Raw genomic sequence first — 16,273 nt, 5'->3', positions numbered from 1 at the left:
CGGGGGCGACGCCCTCAGTCGCCGGCCTGCAGCACGCGGTTGCGTCCGGCCTGCTTGGCCCGGTACATCGCGCCGTCGGCGCGGCGCAGCAGGGAGGCGGGGTCCTCGTCCTCGCTGCACAGGGTGGCCAGGCCGATGCTCGCCGTCACCTGCAGGCCCTCGATGCCGAGCGACTCGCCGGCCTTGCGGACGCGCTGGCGCATCTGTTCCAGCCGCGGCGTCGCGGACGCCAGGCCCAGCCCCGGCATCAGCACCAGGAACTCCTCGCCGCCCATCCGCACCACGTCCTCGCGTCCGCGCATCGATGCCGCCAGCGCTTCGGCCACCGCCACCAGCACCCGGTCGCCCACGGCATGCCCGTACATGTCGTTGATCCGTTTGAACAGGTCGATGTCGATGAAGCCGACCGTCAGCGGCTCGCCGCTCTCGCGCGAGTGCCAGAACAACTGCTCCAGCCTGCCGAGGCCGCTGCGCCGGTTGGGCAGGCCGGTCAGCTCGTCCGTGGCCGCCAGCACCCGCATGGCGTCGTGCTGGCGACGCAGCAGGCTGACGCGGCGGGTCATGGCATAGCCCATCGCGATCAGGAACCAGCTCACCGCCAACTGCAGGATCTCGACGCGATAGGACACCAGCCACAGGCTGCCGGCGAGTTCGGCGGCGATGATCGCCAGGAATGGGGCGATCGACACCACGCCCAGCACCGCGCCGCGGTCGCCCCGGCGCAGGGACAGGATGCTGACGGCCAGCAGGGCGATGCAGGCCACCCCGAACCCGGTTTCCAGGGCCGGCAGGATCCAGCGCAGGCTCTCCAGCGGCAGCAGCGGCACCGCCAGCCCGGTGAGGATCGCGGCACGGACCGCCCAGGCGACGGCGCGGCGCGGCAGCGGCAGCGCCGCGACCGCGCCGGACTGTCTGCCGATGCCGTGCACCAGCGCCGCGACGGTGAACGCGGCGAACGCGACCAGCCACCAGGCCTCGTGGTCGCCGACCGGCAGCCAGGGACGCGGGTACCCGCTCAGGCCGCTGAGGACCGCCTGGCCCGCGACCAGCAGCACGCACACGCCGGCGTGCAGCAGGAAGCTGCGGTCGCGCGTGCCGATGAAGCCCATGAGGGCCGACATCGCCAGCGCCAGCCCGATCGCCATGCACGACACGCGCACCAGCAGGCGCATCGTGTCCATCTGCTGCACCGGGCTGGGCGCGCCGAGCACCACGGTGGGTTGCCAGTCGGGCTGCAGCGGATCGGCCCAGGCCACCCGGATCGGATCCCGGCTGCCCGCCGCGGGAACCGCGACCAGGCCGACGCTGGCGCGGAAGCGCGAGTCGCGGCTGCGCGCATCGTGGGTGCGGCCGCAGATCTCGCGGTCGCCCAGGGCCACCATCACCTCGCCGGAGAACACGTTGAACACATTGATCGCCTGCGGCGCGCCGGGCCAACCGCCGGGGGGCGCCTCGATGCGACGCTCGCGCAGCCCCTCGCGCATCTGCGTCGTGCAGGCGCGCATCGGCGCCTGTTCGGCCGCGGGTGCGCCGGCCAGGAGGAAGTCGCGGGGCGCGGACGCGGGGCCGCCCCCCGCGCTCACCGCCGCGGACAGGCAGGCCAGCAGCAGTCCCAGCACGAGGCGCCAGTAACCCTTGTCCACCCGTTTCACTGCAGGCATCCCGACTCGCGTGTGGCTGGCGTCGCCCAGGCGGGCGGACCGCTGACCGGTTGTGGAAGAAACGCAACCGTATCCGATGCGTCGTGTTTCAGCGCTGGACGGGGGTCCTCATCGAGGGCAGTTCGACCGGAACGCCGTCGCCATTGCAGCTGCCGAGTGCGCACAGCCGCTGCCGCAAGGCCGGCGTGGCCTGGACGATCACGTGGTGGATCACATGCTGCTCCAGGGTGCCGCGGAACGCCTCGCTGCCGGGCCCGCGGGCCCAGATGCCGACATCGTCGCCGCCGTGGGTCTCCGAGCTTAACGGCACCAGGGCCTCCTGCATGAAGTCCGGATGCGCGGTATCCACCGCCGACAGGTCCGGCCGGCCCGCCGCCGGCTCGAAGCCGCCGGGATGGTGCAGGTGGCGCTTGGGCCCGGCCGGCTGGCGCGCGCTGGCGCCGCTGTAACCCGGACCGTTGGCGTAGACCAGGGTGGTGTAGGGCAGGCCCAGGGCGTCGCGGGCGTACTGGTTGGGGTCCTGGTCCTCGCTCGCCGGGCCGAGGACCTTGCCCAGGATGTCGTTGCCGCGGCGCGGGTAGCCGACGAAGCCCAGCGTGTGCGAGTGATCGGCGGTGACCACGATCAGGGTGTCCTCGGCCGAGGTCATCTCCGCCGCCGCGCGCACCGCGCGCGACAGGGCCACGGTCTCGTCCAGGGCGCGATAGGCATTGCCCTCGTGGTTGGCGTGGTCGATGCGGCCGCTCTCCACCAGCAGCACGTAGCCGGCGTCGTCGCGGGACAGGCGCTCGATCGCGAAGCGCGTCATCTCCTCCAGGTCGGGCTCGCCGCGATCGCTGTCGTCGCGGTCGTGCTCGTACTGCATGTGGTCGTACCCGAACAGCCCCAGCACCGCGCTGGCATCCTCCGCGGCCCGCAGCTGCGCGCGGTTCCACACCCAGGTCGCGCCTGGGCGGCGCTGTACCCATTCGGCGGCTAGGTCGCGCCCGTCCAGGCGCTGGCCGACCTTGTCGTCGAACTCCGGGTCGCGCACCGACACCGGCAGGAATTCGCCGCGGCCGCCGCCGAGCACGACGCTCGGGCCACGGCCGGCGGGGAAGTCGAGCAACTGCTGGGCGATGTCGCGGCAGCCCGCGGCGCTCGCCTCGGGCGGCAGGTCGGTGTCGTTTTCCCAGTTGCGGTCGGGCGCATGGGCGTAGACGGCCGCCGGCGTGGCGTGGGTGAGGCGCGCGGTGCTGACGATGCCCGTGGACAGCCCCGCGTCGTCGGCCAGGTGCAGCCATGAGCGCAGGGGGCGTTCGAGACTGCCGGCGCAGTCGTCGCGCCGGCCCGCCGACACCCCGATCGCGCCCATGTGCGATTTCACGCCGGCGGCGATCGCGGTCATGGTGCCGGCCGAATCGGGCGTCTGCGAATCGGTGTTGTAGGTCTTGGCGAAGGCGGTGTGCGGGAAGCGTTCCCAGGACAGGAGGTTCTCCTCGCCCGGACGACCCGCACGCTGGCCCTCGAGCACCCGCGCGGCGGCGACCGTGGTCAGGCTCATGCCGTCGCCGAGGAACACGATGACGTTCTTCGCCCGTCCCGCCATCGCACCGTTGGCGGCCGCGCGGGCGGCGCCGCTGCGGTACCACCACTGCGGGCTTTCGCCGTCCGGATGACTGATCTCGGGAACGTCGACGCTCCCCACGACGGGCGCCGCGCCACGTTGCGGCGTTGCGGTGCAGGCGGTGAGGAGTGCGGCGGACAGGGCGACGGCGACGGGCAACAGGCGGGGCATGATCGATCCGGTAGGACGGGATGACCGGCGGCGCCACAGCGTCGTCCCGCGATCGGGATGACGGCTGCGCGGGCGGCGCGCGTCCGGGAACCCGCCATTATGCCGGCCGGTTGCGACAGGGCCATGACCGGGCGCATTGCGCTGGAGGCGCGCCGCTGTCCTGCGCATGGCCGCCTGGCGTTCCAGCAGGCGCGTCGCGCCAGCCTGGCCGGTCGGCTAAGGTGGCGGCCTCGCCGACAGGCGCCGGCTGCATTCGCCCCATGTCCGTGGTCCACCGCTGGCTCAAGATTCCCTTCTGGCAGCGCGTGGCCGGCGGCTTCGTGCTGGGCGTGCTCGCCGGTTGGCTGATGGGCCCCGCCGCGCAGACCTGGTTCGGCCCGCTGGGCACGGTCTACGTCAACCTGATCAAGATGATCGCGATCCCGCTGGTGTTCTTCGCGGTGGTCAGCGCGGTCGGCTCGCTGGCCGGGCAGCGCTCGATCGCGGCGCTGGCAGGGCGCACCTTCGTCTGGTTCGCGATCACCGCGGTGCTGGCGGTGGCGGTGGGACTGGCGTTCGGGGCCGTGCTGAAGCCCGGCCTGGGGGTGGATGCGGGCAGCCTGCAGGTGGCGGAAAACTACCGCCAGCGCGAGGTGCCCGGGCCGCTCGACGTGCTGTTCAACATCGTGCCGGAGAACCCGTTCCGCGCGCTGGCGGCGCTGGGAGCGGGCAAGACGGCCGACGGCCAGAACATCATCGTCCCCAGCAACTTCACCATCCTCCAGGTGATCTTCTTCGCCGGCCTGTTCGGCTTCGCCCTGGTGCGCCTGGGCGAGAAGACGCTGGGCCTGCGCTCGCTGTTCGACCAGGGCCGCGAGCTGATGATCCAGGTCACGCGCTTCGTGCTGGAGGCCACGCCGCTGGGCACCTTCGGCCTGATCGCCGCGCTGGTGGGGAGCTACGGGTTCGAGCAGCTGCTGCCGCTGGGCAAGTTCGTGATGGCCCTGTACGCGGCCTGCGCCTTCCACATCGTGGTGGTCTACAGCGGGCTGCTGCTGGCGCACGGGCTCAACCCGCTGAAGTTCTTCCGCGGCGCGGCCCCGGCGATGCAGATCGGCTTCGTGGCCTCGAGCAGCTTCGCCGCGCTGCCGCTGTCGCTCAGTTCCGCCACCCACAACCTCGGTGTCGACAAGGACTACGCCAGCTTCGCCGTGCCGCTGGGCGCGAGCATCAAGATGGACGGCTGCGGCGCGATCTATCCGGCGCTGGGCGCGGTCTTCATCGCCCAGTTCATGGGCATCGAACTGTCGGTGGGGCAGTACCTGCTGATCGCACTGGCCTCGGTGCTGGGCAGCTTCGGCACCGCCGGCGTACCCGGCACCGCGGTGATCATGGCCACGGTGGTGATCAGCGCCGCCGGCCTGCCGCTGGAGGCGATCGGCATCCTCTACGCGATCGACCGCGTGCTGGACATGATGCGCACCATGACCAACGTGACCGGCCAGGTGCTGGTGCCGGTGCTGGTGGCGCGCCAGACCGGGCTGCTGGACCGCGAGGCCTACGAACGTGCGTCGAGCAATGTCGGCGTGGAGGCGGGGCAGACGGACGACCGGGGGGGCTGACGGCGGCACGGCCGCTGCGCGAGGGCACGACCGCGAGTGGCGGGACTCGCGCCAGCTGGGAGCCCGGGAAAGCGCGTCCGCGAAGCGCGAGGCGCTGCGCGGCGCGACGAGGGTCCAGCCGCTTCCGGCCTCCGGTCTCGGGGCGGGATGACAGGCGCCACTGCCTCGCTGCCCGCCGCCCCCATCGCCAGGATGGCGCCTTTCTCCTGGACACCTGGGCCGGGCCTGGAGCGCCGCCGGGCCGCCATGACTTCCGGCCTCGATGACGACGCGGCGGCTGCGGTAGGGTGTGCGCTTCCATGTCGGGCCAGGAGGTGCCCATGAAGTCGATCCGCGCAGGAATGCTGCTGACTCTGCTGCTGGCCGCGTTGCCGGTCGCCGCCGCCGAGGCCGACCGCTGGGAGATCCCGGTGGCGGTGAAGAAGCTCGACAACGGCCTGACCGTGGTCGTATCCGAAGACCGCAGCTCGCCGGTCGTGGGCGTCAGCGTGGTCTACGGCATCGGCATGCGGCTGGAGCCGCGCAACCGCACCGGCTTCGCCCATCTGTTCGAACACCTGATGTTCGAGGGTTCGGAGAACGCGCCCGAGGGTGTGTTCGACCGCGTGATCACCGGTGGCGGCGGCCGCAACAACGGCTCCACCCGCCCGGACTTCACCAACTACATCGAGATCGCGCCGTCCTCCGCGATCGAGCCGATCCTCTGGCTCGAGGCCGATCGCATGCGCATGCTCGACTTCAACCCGGCCACGCTGAAGAACCAGCAGGACGTGGTGAAGGAAGAGATCCGCGTCAACGTGCAGAACCAGCCCTATGGCGGCTTCATGTGGCTGGACGTGGGCTTCAACGCCTTCCAGAAATGGGAGAACAACCACGACGGCTACGGCAGTTTCGAGGATCTCGAGTCGGCCACGCTGGAAGACGTCAAGGCCTTCCATCGCGATTACTACGGCCCCAACAACGCGGTGCTGGGCCTGGCGGGCGACATCTCGGCCGAGGAGGGCTTCGCCCTGGCGCAGAAGTACTTCGGTGCCATCCCCGCGCGCCCGGTACCCGAGGGGCCGGACTTCAGCGAAGGCCTGAACACGCAGGAAAAGCGCCTCCAGCAGGCCGACAAGCTGGCCCAGGTGCCGGCCATCGCGATGTCCTGGAAGATGCCCGACCGCGGCAGCCCCGACCAGCCAGCGATGTCGGTACTCGGCGCGCTGCTGGCCAATGGCGACGCCTCGCGCCTGTACCAGGGTCTGGTGAAGGGGCGCGAACTGGCGCTCAACGTCGATTCGCTCTACGGCCTGACCAGCGAGTGGGAATACAACGGCCCCACGCTGTTCACCGTGTTCGCGCTGTACAAGCCGACCGCGGATGCGGATGCGCTGGTGGCGGCGGTGGACGAGGAGATCGCCACCATCGTCGCCGACGGCGTGGACGATGCGACGCTCGCGCGCACCAAGACCCGGCTGCTGGCCGACTGGTACGACGGCATGGAGTCGTTCCTCTCGCGTGCCGACACCCTGGCCAAGCTGCAATTGCTGTGGGGCGACGCGGCCGTGGCCAACCGGATCCCGGGCTGGATCGAGTCGGTCACCTCGGCCGATGTGCAGCGCGCCGCGCGCACCTATCTCACCGCCGCCAATCGCACGGTGATCGACCGCGTGCCCGAGGCGATGCTGGCGGCGCGGAATGCCGCGTCGAAGGACGGGGAATAAGGAGATGACCATGACCACTTCGATGAAGACGCTCGCGCTGGCCCTCTCGCTCGCGCTGCCAGGGTTGGCGCAGGCCGCCACGGCCGCCGATCTGCCCAGGGACCTGCCGCCCTACGGCGCGGACAAGCCGCTGCCGGTCGCACAGATCGCCAAGAAGACGCTCGCCAACGGCCTGGAAGTGTGGGTGGTGCCGCGCGATGGCATCCCGCGCGTGGACTACGTGCTCGCCATGCGTGACGCCGGCTATGGCGCCGACGCGGCCGACGCGCAGGGCTTCGCCAGCCTGTTCGCTTCGCTGTTGGCCGAGGGCACGGCAACGCGCGACTCGCGCGCGATCGCCGAGACCGCGCAGTCCTACGGCGGCAGCGTCGGCGCCAGCGCCAGCAACGACGGCGTGCTGGTCTATGCCGGTGCGCTCACCCGCCACGCCGCGTCGATGCTGGAGCTGCTGGCCGAGATCGTGCGCAGCCCGTCCTTTCCCGACGACGAGGTCAGGCTGGCCCAGGCCAATGCGCTGCAGGCGTTGAAGGCGGCCGAGGCGCAGCCTTCCTTCCGGGCCACGCGCGCGCTGCTGGCGGCGACCTATGGCGACCATCCCTACGCGCGCACGCAGCAGACCGAGGCCTCGATCGGCGCGGTCACGCCGGCGGCGCTGCGTCAGGCGCACGGATTGCGTTTCCACCCCGACCGCGCCCTGCTGGTGGTGACCGGCCGGATCGAGCCGGCCGAAGGCTTCCGGTTGGCCGAAGCGGCCTTCGGCAACTGGGAGGTGGCGGGTGCGGAAGCGCCGGAAACGCCCGCCGCCCGCCGCGAGGCCGAACCCAGCCGCGTCCTGCTGCAGCGCGACGGCAGCGTGCAGGCGACGCTGCGCATCGGCCGCCCGGCGATCCCGGCCACCGATCCGGACTACGTGCCCGCGATCCTCGCCGGCACGGTGCTGGGCGGCGGCTTCAGCAGCCGCGTCAACCAGAACCTGCGCGAGGACAAGGGCTATACCTACGGCGCCAGCGCCGGCTTCTCGCCTGCGCGCACCGGTGGACGCGTGCAGGCGGGCGCGGACGTGCGCAACGAGGTGACGGGCGCGGCGCTGCAGGAGTTCTTCGGCGAGTTCCGGCGGCTGGCGGAGGAGCCGGTGCCCGAGCAGGAGCTGCTCGACACCAAGCGCTACGTCGCCGGCGGCTACCTGATCAGCAACCAGCTGCAGGGCGCAGTCGCCTCGACCCTGGCCTCGAACTGGCTGCTGGGGCTGCCGTCGGACTTCCTCGCCAGCTACGTGCCCCGCATCCGCGAGGTGGATGCCGCCCAGCTCCAGGCGATCGCGCGCAAGTACTTCGATCCGAAGGACCAGTCGATCATCGTCGTCGGCGACGGCGCGGCGATCGCCGACCAGCTCAAGCCCTACGGCGAGTTCCGCTCCGCGGACTGAGGCGCCGGCCCTTCCCCCGCCAGCAGGGGAAGGGTTGTCTGCGATCGCGGATGTTCAGGCCTCGCCGCGCCCGCGCGACGCCCACCACGCGAAGCCCGCGGCGGTGAAGAACATCAGCAGGCTGTACACCGCCGCCGGCACCGACATCGCCGCATTGCCCAGTACGCTCAGCGCGATGAAGATCGCCAGCGTGCCGTTGTGGATGCCGATCTCCATCGCGATGGCCACCGCCTGCTTCTTCGGCAGACGCAGCGCCAGCGGCGCGGCGTAGCCCAGGCCCATGCTGGCCAGGTTGAACAGCAGGCAGGCCAGGCCGACCACGGCGAACCAGGCCAGCAGCGTGCTCCAGGCCTGGACCACCGCCGCCACGATCAGCAGCGCCAGCACCAGTACCGACAGCAGCCGCACCGGCTTCTCCATGCGCGCCGCGAAGCGCGGCGCGAAGGCGCGCACCGCCATGCCGATCGCCACCGGCAGCACGATGATCACGGCCACCTCGATGATCTTGCGCACCGGCGGCGGGACGTACTGGCCCGCGCCCAGGAAGTACTCCAGCGACAGGTTGAGGATCAGCGGCAGCGTGACCAGGCACAGCAGGCTGTTGATCGCAGTGAGGGTGATGTTGAGCGCCACGTCGCCATGGGCGAGATGGCTGTAGATGTTGGCGGTGGCGCCGCCGGGCGAGGCGGCCAGCAGCATCAGGCCCACCGCGAGTTCCGGCGGAAGCCGGAACAGCAGCGCCAGCGCCAGCGCCACCCAGGGCAGCACGCCGGTCTGCAGGAACAGGCCCAGCAGCACCGCGCGCGGATAGCGCGCCACGCGCCGGAAGTCGTCGAGCGTCAGGCCCAGGCCGAGCCCGAACATGATCACGCCGAGCGCGAGCGGCAACAGGAGTGTGGTCAGCAGCGAAGCCTGCATCTGGCGGTGACTCCCTGGCGGTCAGGACGATGGAAGGGCGGCGCGCGGGCGGGCCAGGCGCGCGCCGGCCCAGGCTGCGGGCAGCGGCAGCAGCACGCCGAGCAGGGTCATCCACAGCGGGTGGGGCAGCAGGGCCGCGTTGAGCAGCACGCCCGCCACGAGCAGCGCGCCGACCGCCAGCGCCGGACCCGCGCGCCTGCCGACGCAGGCCGCGACCCAGCCGCCGACCAGGGCCGCGAGCGTCCACCCCAGGAGCACCCAGGACTGCTTGCCCGGTCCGGCGGCGGCGACCAGCCTGGCCAGATCCTCTTCCGAATCGAGGTCGATGCCCGGCGGCAGCGGGAACAGCGACATGCCCAGGTATTCCAGCAGCAGGATCGTCGCCAGCGCGACGAGCAGGCCCAGCAGCACGGCAAGCGTCGCGCGAATCATGCCCTTCCCCGATGATCGCCGCGACGCGTGCCGCGACAGGTGGCCGCGATACTAGCACCGGGTCCGGGCGTGGCCGGCGCTAGGCCGGACTCCGCGGCGGGGGCTGCATCGACGATTGGCGGGATCGATGTCCGTCCGGCCTTCGCGCTGCCGCCCGACCCGGGAGGACGAAGCCGTCAGGCGATGCGGCCTGTGCCGATCACTCCAGCACCAGTTCGGCGCTGCCGGAGAAGGTCTCCATCCGGATCTCGCCGTCGCCATTGCCGTAGGTGTGCTCGAAGCTCGCGCCCGGTCCGTACCTGGGCCGGTCGATCTGCGCGCCGGGGGCACTGAGGCCGCCGCTGAAGCTTTCGCCGTGCACCCGCGCCGACAGCGCCCTCGGCAGGCTCAGGCGGATGCTGCCGCTCACCGATTCGGCGCTGATCCGCCCGCCAGCGGCCAGGCCGCCGACATAGCTGGCATTGCCCGAGACGCTGCTGGTGTCGAGCTTGCGCATCGGTTCGCCGCGGCTGTCGATGCGGATGTCGCCGGATACCGTTTCGGCCGAGACCTCGTTGCTGATCCGGCCGCGCAGGGCGATGTTGCCGCTCACGCTCTCCACTTCGACCTTCTCGCTGTTGAGATTGAGCTGGAGGTTGCCGCTGACGCTGCTGATGTCGGCCTGGCGGGGGGCGCCGACGGCCACGATGTCACCGCTCACGCTCTCGATGTCGAGCGAACTGCCGGCCACACCCTGCACGTCGATGTCCACGGCCACGCCATCGATCTCCAGTTCCGCCAGCCGCGGCACGTCCAGGATCAGCGTGGTCGGTTCGGCGCGGTTGCTGCCGCGCGGGTAGCGGACCTGGACGTCCAGGCTGCGCTGGTCGCCCTCGATCTGCAGACGTTCAACACCGTCGCCGAGGCTGCCGGTGATCCTGACTTCCGGCTTGTCCCAGGCGCGCACCTCGATGCGCCCCTTGAGGTTGGACACGTCGATGCTGCCGCGTGGGTCCAGCGGGCGGGTTTCATTGATGGGAGTGGCGGCAAAGGCGGGCGCGATCGACAGCGCGGCCAGCACGGCGAGGCTCAGGGGCAGGGTTTTCATCGGGGTCTCCTGGAGATGTCGGAAGCGGTCAGGCGCTGGCGAGTTGCCGCGTAAGCGCCAGACGGCGGGCGTGGATGTGCTGCAGGCGCTGCAGCAGGAAGATGGCGTCCGGGTCCTGGGCCAGCGCCTCGCGGACCGCGGCGGCGCTGGCATCGAGTTCGAGCAGGCTGCGATATCCGGGCGTGGCCGGGCCGGGCGCCGGCACCTCGCGCAATGCGCCCCGGTATTCGCGCGTCATCGCATCGGCCACCACGACCAGCGGAGTGGCCGGCGCCGCGGACTGGCCGCTGGCGGGGGCGGGTTCAGGAGCCGGCCCGGGCCCGCCCGGCCGCAGCTGCCAGCCCAGGCCCAGCGCCAGGGCCAGGACCGCGGCCGCCGACAGCGCCGGCAGCAGGCGCGGATGCCAGCGCGGGCTGGCAGGAGTGGCGCGGGGCTGCGGCTGCGCCGCGATCCGCGCGGCGATATCGGGCCAGAGCTCGCGCGCCGGCGCTTCCGGCGTGCGCAGCGTGCGCAACTGCATGCGCAGCGCGGCGGGCAGGTCGTGGTCGTGGCGATCGTTCATGCGGAGTCTCCTAGCCTGGCGCGCAGCAGCCTGCGCGCGCGATGCAGCTGTGCCTTCGAGCTGCCCACCGCCGTGTCCAGCGCGGTGGCGATCTCTTCGTGGGTCCAGCCCTCGATGTCGTACAGCACCAGCACCGCGCGTGCCCGGGGCGGGAGGCTGTCGACGGCCTGCTGCAGGTCCATCGACAGCGCGGTGCGATGGCCGGCGGTGTCGCCGGTGCCGATCGTGTCCAGCGCCTCGTCGTCGGCATCCATCAGCGGCCCGGCGCGGCGGCTGCGCAGTTCCATCAGCGCGGTGTTCGCCGCGAGACGGTGCAACCAGGTGCCGACCGCGCTTTCGAACCTGAAACCGGGCAGCGCCTGCCAGGCACGGACGAAGGCTTCCTGGGTCAGGTCCTCGGCGCGGCTGTGCTGATGGCCCACCAGACGCAGGATCACGCCATGCACCCGGCCGACATGGCGCCTGTACAGGGCCTCGAAGGCGGTCACGTCACCGCCGGCGGAGGCACGCGCCAGGGCGTGGTCCACATCGGCCGTCGTGGCGACCTCGTCGAGGGATGCATTCATCGTTGCCATCAGCATATCGAGTCCGATGCGGTGGCATGGGACAGGGTTTAAAGCGTGTCCGGCATCGCCCGCGGCGAAGCGTCTGCGTCGCCAGCCCCGCGAGTGGGCGCGCGGCCACCGCGCCGACCAATGTCCATCCCTGCGCCCGGACGAGCGATCGATGGGGCGGGCCGCAACCGGGGGCCTTGCAATCGGGGACGCGCTTGTTATCGTGCAATCGATTGCATCCGAGCGGATTCGCGTGTCTGTACCGGTTGGGAGGCCGGTGGAGAATGGGCATCTCATCGAGCGGGCCGACTGCGGCCGGCGCCAGCATGGCGCGGGTCATGATCACGGCGATTCATGAACCTGTCTGTTCGCGGTTGCCCCCGCTGCCGTGCGACGTATCTTGCATTTCCGCCGACGGCGCAGGCGCGCCGCATCCGGCCAAGACGGGCGCCTGCGCCCGCCGCCCCATGGGCAGACCCGGAGGCCTGACTTGAAGCGCACATTCACCCGGCGCGATGCGCTGCGCGCCACGATGGTGGGCGGGCTGGGGCTGGCCGCGTCGGGACTCGTGCCGGCAGCCGGGGCCGCCGCGCGGCCGCTGAAAGCCAGGCTGAAGCATTCCGTCGCGCGCTGGACGTTCGGGCAGACGCCGATCGCCGAGCTGTGCGGGATTGTGAAGCAGATCGGCTTTTCCGCGATCGACCTGGTCGGCCCGGACAACTGGGCCACGCTGAAGGCGCATGGCGTGGACAGTTCGATGTGCAACGGCGCCGAGCTCGGGCTGGAGCGGGGGTTTGCCGAGACCCGCTTCCATGACGAACTGGTGGCGCGCTACACCCGCCACATCGACCTGGTGGCCGATGCCGGCTACCGCAACCTGATCTGCTTCTCCGGCAACCGCAACGGCATGGACCCGGCCGAAGGCCTGGCCAATTCGGCCGCCGGCCTCAAGCGCATCCTCGGGCATGCGGAAAAGCGCGGCGTCCGGCTGGTGATGGAACTGCTGAACTCGCGTGTCGACCATCCCGACTACCTCTGCGACCGCTCCGCCTGGGGCGTCGAACTGTGCGAGACGCTGGGGTCTGGCCACTTCGGCCTGCTCTACGACATCTACCACATGCAGATCATGGAAGGCGACATCATCGCCACCATCCGCCGCCATCACCGCTGGTTCGTGCACTACCACACGGCGGGCGTGCCCGGCCGGCATGAGATCGGCGAGGACCAGGAACTGAACTACCCGGCCATCTGCCGGGCGATCCGCGACAGCGGATTCGACGGGTACATCGCCCAGGAATTCATGCCGTCGGCGCCGGACCCGGTCGCCTCGCTGCGCGAGGCCATCCATCTGTGCGACGTGTAACCCCCGCCTCAACCAGGAACGCAGTCTCAATGGCGAACAATCACTACGACGCGATCGTCGTCGGCTCCGGCATCAGCGGCGGCTGGGCCGCCAAGGAACTGGCCGAGAAGGGACTCAAGGTGCTGATGCTCGAGCGCGGCCGCAACATCGAGCACATCAAGGATTACGTCAACGCGCACAAGGAGGCCTGGGACTACCCGCATCGCAACGTGCCTACCCAGGCGATGAAGGAAGCGCACCCGGTCCTGCGCCGCGACTACCCGCTGTCGGAGAGCACCTACGGAATGTGGGCCGACGAGAAGGACTGCCCGTACACCGAGACCAAGCGCTTCGACTGGTTCCGCGGCTACCACGTCGGCGGCCGCTCGCTGATGTGGGGCAGGCAGAGCTACCGCTTCTCGCAGATGGACTTCGAGGCCAACGCGCGCGAAGGCATCGCCGTCGACTGGCCGATCCGCTACGAAGACCTCGCGCCCTGGTACGACCACGTCGAGACCTTCGCCGGCATCGCCGGCACCGTGGAAGGCCTGGACGTGCTGCCGGACGGCAAGTTCCTGCCGCCGATCCCGCTCAACGTGGTCGAGAAGGACGTGGCCGCGCGCATCCGCAAGGCCTTTGGCGGCACGCGCCACATGATCCACTCGCGCACCGCCAACATCACCGAACCGCGACCCGAACAGGGACGCGTCAACTGCCAGTACCGCAACAAGTGCATCCTGGGCTGTCCCTACGGCGCCTACTTCTCGACCCAGTCGGCCACCCTGCCGGCGGCGATGCAGACCGGCAACCTCACCCTGCGCCCGTTCTCCATCGTCCGCCAGGTGCTCTACGACAAGGATCGCAAGCGTGCGCGCGGCGTCGAGGTCGTCGATGCCGAGACCGGGCAGACGTACGAGTACACGGCGAAGGTGGTCTTCCTCAACGCATCGACCTTCAATTCGACCTGGGTGCTGATGAACTCGGCCACCGATGTCTGGGAAGGCGGGCTGGGGTCCTCGTCGGGCGAGCTGGGCCACAACGTCATGGACCACCACTTCGAGGTCGGCGCCCAGGGCATCGTCGACGGCTACGACGACAAGTACTACTCGGGACGCCGTCCCTGCGGCTTCTACATCCCGCGCTTCCGCAACGTCGGCGGCGAGCGGCGCGACTACCTGCGCGGCTTCGGCTACCAGGGCGGCGCGAGCCGCCAGGACTGGTCGCGCAGCGTCGCGGAGATGGGCATCGGCGCGGGCCTGAAGCAGGCCGCGAGCATGCCCGGCGACTGGAGCATCGGCATGACCGCCTTCGGCGAGATGCTGCCCTACCACGACAACACCATCCGCCTGGACCACGACACGAAGGACAAGTGGGGCCTGCCGGTGCTGGCGATGGACGTGTCGATCCGCAACAACGAGCGCGCCATGCGCAAGGACATGGCCGCCGATGCCGCCGAGATGCTGGAAGCGGCGGGCGTGCGCGACGTGCGGACCTACGATGGCAACTACGCCCCCGGCAGGGGCATCCACGAGATGGGCACCGCGCGCATGGGCCGCGACCCGAAAACCTCGGTGCTCAACGCACACAACCAGGTCTGGGACGCGCCGAACGTGTACGTGACCGACGGCGCCTGCATGACCTCGGCCAGCTGCGTGAATCCGTCGCTGACCTACATGGCGCTGACCGCTCGCGCCGCCGACCATGCGGTGCGCGAACTCAAGGCGGGGAACCTGTGATGGACCGTCGCGAACTGCTGAAGATGATCGCGTCCGCCACCGGCGTGGCGATGGTCGGCATGCCCGCCTTCGTGCTCGGGCAGGCGCCCGTGCCGCAGGCCGCCGCCGGCTTCGCCGCCGAGGACGTGGCGCTGCTGGACGAGATCGCCGAGACCATCATTCCGCGCACCGACACGCCGGGTGCGAAGGATGCCGGGGTGGGCGCGTTCATGGCGCGCTTCGTCACCGACTGCTACAGCCCGGAGGACCAGGCCGCCTTCCGCGCCGGGCTGGTGGACCTGGACCGCCGGGCCGCCGGGAGCTTCATGGCCCTGGCGCCCGCGGCACGCCTGCAGATGCTGACCGCGCTGGACCGCGAGGCCGGCGAACAGGCCGGCCGGGCATGGGTGGCCGCCGACGGATCGGGCAGCGGCGGCGGGGTGCACTACTTCACGATGATCAAGCAGCTGGTGATCTTCAGCTTCTTCACCTCGAAGGTGGGCGCCACCGAAGTGCTGCGCTACGACCCGGTGCCCGGCTACTACGACGGCGACCTGCCTTACGAGCCGGGCACGCCGGCATGGGCGACACGATGATGGGCGGCCCCTTTCACCATTCGCCGCGCAACGTCGTGACCGCACGCGCGCTCCTGCTGGCGGGAGGCGTCGTGGCCTGCGCGGCTGCGCTGGCCCATGATCCCGCAGCCGATCCGGCCAAGACCGAAGCCTGGACCCCGGTGCCGGCGGTCGTGGACACGCCCGTGGGCGCGGCGCCTTCGGATGCGGTGGTGCTGTTCGACGGCAGCGGCCTTGCGGCATGGGAGTCGGAGCAGGGCGGGGAGGCGCCGTGGAAGGTGGCCGATGGCGCGGTCACCGTGGTCCCCGGCAGCAAGGGGATCCGCACCCGCCAACGCTTCTGCGACATCCAGCTGCACATCGAATGGCGCAGTCCGGCGCAGACCCGCGGCTTCGACGGCCAGGATCGCGGCAACAGCGGCATCTTCCTGCACGAGCGGTACGAACTGCAGGTGCTCGACAGCCATGACAACCCCACCTATCCCAACGGCCAGGCGGCCTCGATCTACAAACAGGCCATCCCGCTGGTCAACGCCTCGCGCCCGCCGGGCGAATGGCAGTCCTACGACGTCATCTGGAAGGCGCCGCGTTTCTCGGAAGGCGGCGGGCTGCTCGCGCCCGCGCGCATCACCGTGCTGCACAACGGCGTGCTGGTGCAGGACGACATCGTCATCGCCGGTACCACCGAATACCGCGGTCCGCCGAGCTACGCCCCGCATGACTGCGGCCCGATCTACCTGCAGGACCACGACTCCGAGGTCAGCTTCCGCAATATCTGGGTGCGGGAACTGTAGGGGCAGACTCCCGTCGGCGCAGGTTCCCGGGTTTGGTCATCCCCGCCAACCCGGGAAGCGCTTTTCAACAGCGCGAAGCGCCGGTCATCCAGCGGCTCTGCTCCCGATTTTCAAGGGCAAGGT

General features: G+C 70.7%; 14 protein-coding genes. 7 read left to right on the top strand and 7 right to left on the bottom strand.

What is annotated here, in order from left to right; translation table 11 throughout:
- Positions 1-14 precede the first annotated feature (14 nt).
- Positions 15-1,661, bottom strand: a complete 1,647-nt coding sequence (locus tag ACQYVW_RS03070; protein WP_434946007.1) for a sensor domain-containing diguanylate cyclase — start codon at positions 1,659-1,661, stop codon at positions 15-17.
- A gap of 88 nt (positions 1,662-1,749) precedes the next feature.
- Entirely contained in the window at positions 1,750-3,438 is a 1,689-nt protein-coding gene (locus ACQYVW_RS03065; protein ID WP_434946006.1) for an alkaline phosphatase, read from the bottom strand.
- Positions 3,439-3,698: 260 nt separating this feature from the next.
- Between ACQYVW_RS03065 and ACQYVW_RS03060 the strand changes: the two genes are divergently transcribed.
- The 3 genes from ACQYVW_RS03060 to ACQYVW_RS03050 all read left to right on the top strand — a co-directional run bounded on the left by ACQYVW_RS03060 (position 3,699) and on the right by ACQYVW_RS03050 (position 8,171).
- Entirely contained in the window at positions 3,699-5,039 is a 1,341-nt protein-coding gene (locus ACQYVW_RS03060) for a dicarboxylate/amino acid:cation symporter (RefSeq protein ID WP_434946005.1), read from the top strand.
- 320 nt (positions 5,040-5,359) lie between these two features.
- Positions 5,360-6,745, top strand: coding sequence for a M16 family metallopeptidase (locus ACQYVW_RS03055; RefSeq protein ID WP_434946004.1), 1,386 nt, complete (start codon positions 5,360-5,362; stop codon positions 6,743-6,745).
- A 10-nt stretch (positions 6,746-6,755) separates the two neighbouring features.
- Positions 6,756-8,171 carry a M16 family metallopeptidase gene (locus ACQYVW_RS03050; RefSeq protein WP_434946003.1) on the top strand — a complete coding sequence of 472 codons (1,416 nt, stop codon included), beginning with the start codon at positions 6,756-6,758 and terminating at the stop codon, positions 8,169-8,171.
- Between the two features lie 54 nt (positions 8,172-8,225).
- Here ACQYVW_RS03050 and ACQYVW_RS03045 read toward each other — a convergent pair whose 3' ends face one another.
- From ACQYVW_RS03045 to ACQYVW_RS03025, 5 genes are all read right to left on the bottom strand, one after another.
- On the bottom strand, positions 8,226-9,089 hold the full coding sequence (locus ACQYVW_RS03045) for a bile acid:sodium symporter family protein (protein ID WP_434946002.1): 864 nt from the start codon (positions 9,087-9,089) through the stop codon (positions 8,226-8,228).
- A 21-nt stretch (positions 9,090-9,110) separates the two neighbouring features.
- Positions 9,111-9,521 (bottom strand): hypothetical protein, encoded by a 411-nt coding sequence (locus tag ACQYVW_RS03040; protein WP_434946001.1) that lies wholly within the window; start codon positions 9,519-9,521, stop codon positions 9,111-9,113.
- A gap of 199 nt (positions 9,522-9,720) precedes the next feature.
- Complete coding sequence (locus ACQYVW_RS03035; RefSeq protein WP_434946000.1) at positions 9,721-10,608, bottom strand: DUF4097 family beta strand repeat-containing protein; 888 nt, start codon at positions 10,606-10,608, stop codon at positions 9,721-9,723.
- Between the two features lie 28 nt (positions 10,609-10,636).
- Positions 10,637-11,170, bottom strand: coding sequence for a hypothetical protein (locus ACQYVW_RS03030; protein WP_434945999.1), 534 nt, complete (start codon positions 11,168-11,170; stop codon positions 10,637-10,639).
- On the bottom strand, positions 11,167-11,736 hold the full coding sequence (locus tag ACQYVW_RS03025; protein WP_434945998.1) for an RNA polymerase sigma factor: 570 nt from the start codon (positions 11,734-11,736) through the stop codon (positions 11,167-11,169). The genes ACQYVW_RS03030 and ACQYVW_RS03025 overlap by 4 nt, the downstream gene beginning before the upstream one ends.
- A 520-nt stretch (positions 11,737-12,256) precedes the next feature.
- Here ACQYVW_RS03025 and ACQYVW_RS03020 point away from each other — a divergent pair.
- The 4 genes from ACQYVW_RS03020 to ACQYVW_RS03005 are packed head-to-tail and all read left to right on the top strand — an operon-like array spanning position 12,257 to position 16,150.
- On the top strand, positions 12,257-13,087 hold the full coding sequence (locus ACQYVW_RS03020) for a hydroxypyruvate isomerase family protein (protein ID WP_434946253.1): 831 nt from the start codon (positions 12,257-12,259) through the stop codon (positions 13,085-13,087).
- A 29-nt stretch (positions 13,088-13,116) separates the two neighbouring features.
- A complete protein-coding gene (locus tag ACQYVW_RS03015; protein WP_434945997.1) occupies positions 13,117-14,802 on the top strand; it encodes a GMC oxidoreductase in 1,686 nt (561 codons plus the stop codon).
- Positions 14,802-15,377 carry a gluconate 2-dehydrogenase subunit 3 family protein gene (locus ACQYVW_RS03010; RefSeq protein ID WP_434945996.1) on the top strand — a complete coding sequence of 192 codons (576 nt, stop codon included), beginning with the start codon at positions 14,802-14,804 and terminating at the stop codon, positions 15,375-15,377. The genes ACQYVW_RS03015 and ACQYVW_RS03010 overlap by 1 nt, the downstream gene beginning before the upstream one ends.
- The gene (locus tag ACQYVW_RS03005; RefSeq protein WP_434945995.1) at positions 15,362-16,150 is read left to right on the top strand and encodes a 3-keto-disaccharide hydrolase; all 789 of its coding nucleotides are present in this window, start codon (positions 15,362-15,364) and stop codon (positions 16,148-16,150) included. Before ACQYVW_RS03010 ends, ACQYVW_RS03005 begins: the two co-directional genes overlap by 16 nt.
- Positions 16,151-16,273: the final 123 nt, after the last annotated feature.

It is taken from the genome of Luteimonas campi (assembly GCF_051162505.1).
In the GTDB taxonomy this organism is placed as follows: domain Bacteria; phylum Pseudomonadota; class Gammaproteobacteria; order Xanthomonadales; family Xanthomonadaceae; genus Luteimonas.
The sequence above is the reverse complement of the archived record's forward strand: the minus strand, read 5'-3'. Positions and strand labels throughout refer to the sequence as shown.

Bases quoted from the DNA above. Each gene is read 5' to 3' on its own strand.
- ACQYVW_RS03070 (WP_434946007.1), bottom strand. From the start codon at position 1,661: ATGCCTGCAGTGAAACGGGTGGACAAGGGTTACTGGCGCCTCGTGCTG.
- ACQYVW_RS03065 (WP_434946006.1), bottom strand. From the start codon at position 3,438: ATGCCCCGCCTGTTGCCCGTCGCCGTCGCCCTGTCCGCCGCACTCCTC.
- ACQYVW_RS03060 (WP_434946005.1), top strand. From the start codon at position 3,699: ATGTCCGTGGTCCACCGCTGGCTCAAGATTCCCTTCTGGCAGCGCGTG.
- ACQYVW_RS03055 (WP_434946004.1), top strand. From the start codon at position 5,360: ATGAAGTCGATCCGCGCAGGAATGCTGCTGACTCTGCTGCTGGCCGCG.
- ACQYVW_RS03050 (WP_434946003.1), top strand. From the start codon at position 6,756: ATGACCACTTCGATGAAGACGCTCGCGCTGGCCCTCTCGCTCGCGCTG.
- ACQYVW_RS03045 (WP_434946002.1), bottom strand. From the start codon at position 9,089: ATGCAGGCTTCGCTGCTGACCACACTCCTGTTGCCGCTCGCGCTCGGC.
- ACQYVW_RS03040 (WP_434946001.1), bottom strand. From the start codon at position 9,521: ATGATTCGCGCGACGCTTGCCGTGCTGCTGGGCCTGCTCGTCGCGCTG.
- ACQYVW_RS03035 (WP_434946000.1), bottom strand. From the start codon at position 10,608: ATGAAAACCCTGCCCCTGAGCCTCGCCGTGCTGGCCGCGCTGTCGATC.
- ACQYVW_RS03030 (WP_434945999.1), bottom strand. From the start codon at position 11,170: ATGAACGATCGCCACGACCACGACCTGCCCGCCGCGCTGCGCATGCAG.
- ACQYVW_RS03025 (WP_434945998.1), bottom strand. From the start codon at position 11,736: ATGAATGCATCCCTCGACGAGGTCGCCACGACGGCCGATGTGGACCAC.
- ACQYVW_RS03020 (WP_434946253.1), top strand. From the start codon at position 12,257: ATGGTGGGCGGGCTGGGGCTGGCCGCGTCGGGACTCGTGCCGGCAGCC.
- ACQYVW_RS03015 (WP_434945997.1), top strand. From the start codon at position 13,117: ATGGCGAACAATCACTACGACGCGATCGTCGTCGGCTCCGGCATCAGC.
- ACQYVW_RS03010 (WP_434945996.1), top strand. From the start codon at position 14,802: ATGGACCGTCGCGAACTGCTGAAGATGATCGCGTCCGCCACCGGCGTG.
- ACQYVW_RS03005 (WP_434945995.1), top strand. From the start codon at position 15,362: ATGGGCGACACGATGATGGGCGGCCCCTTTCACCATTCGCCGCGCAAC.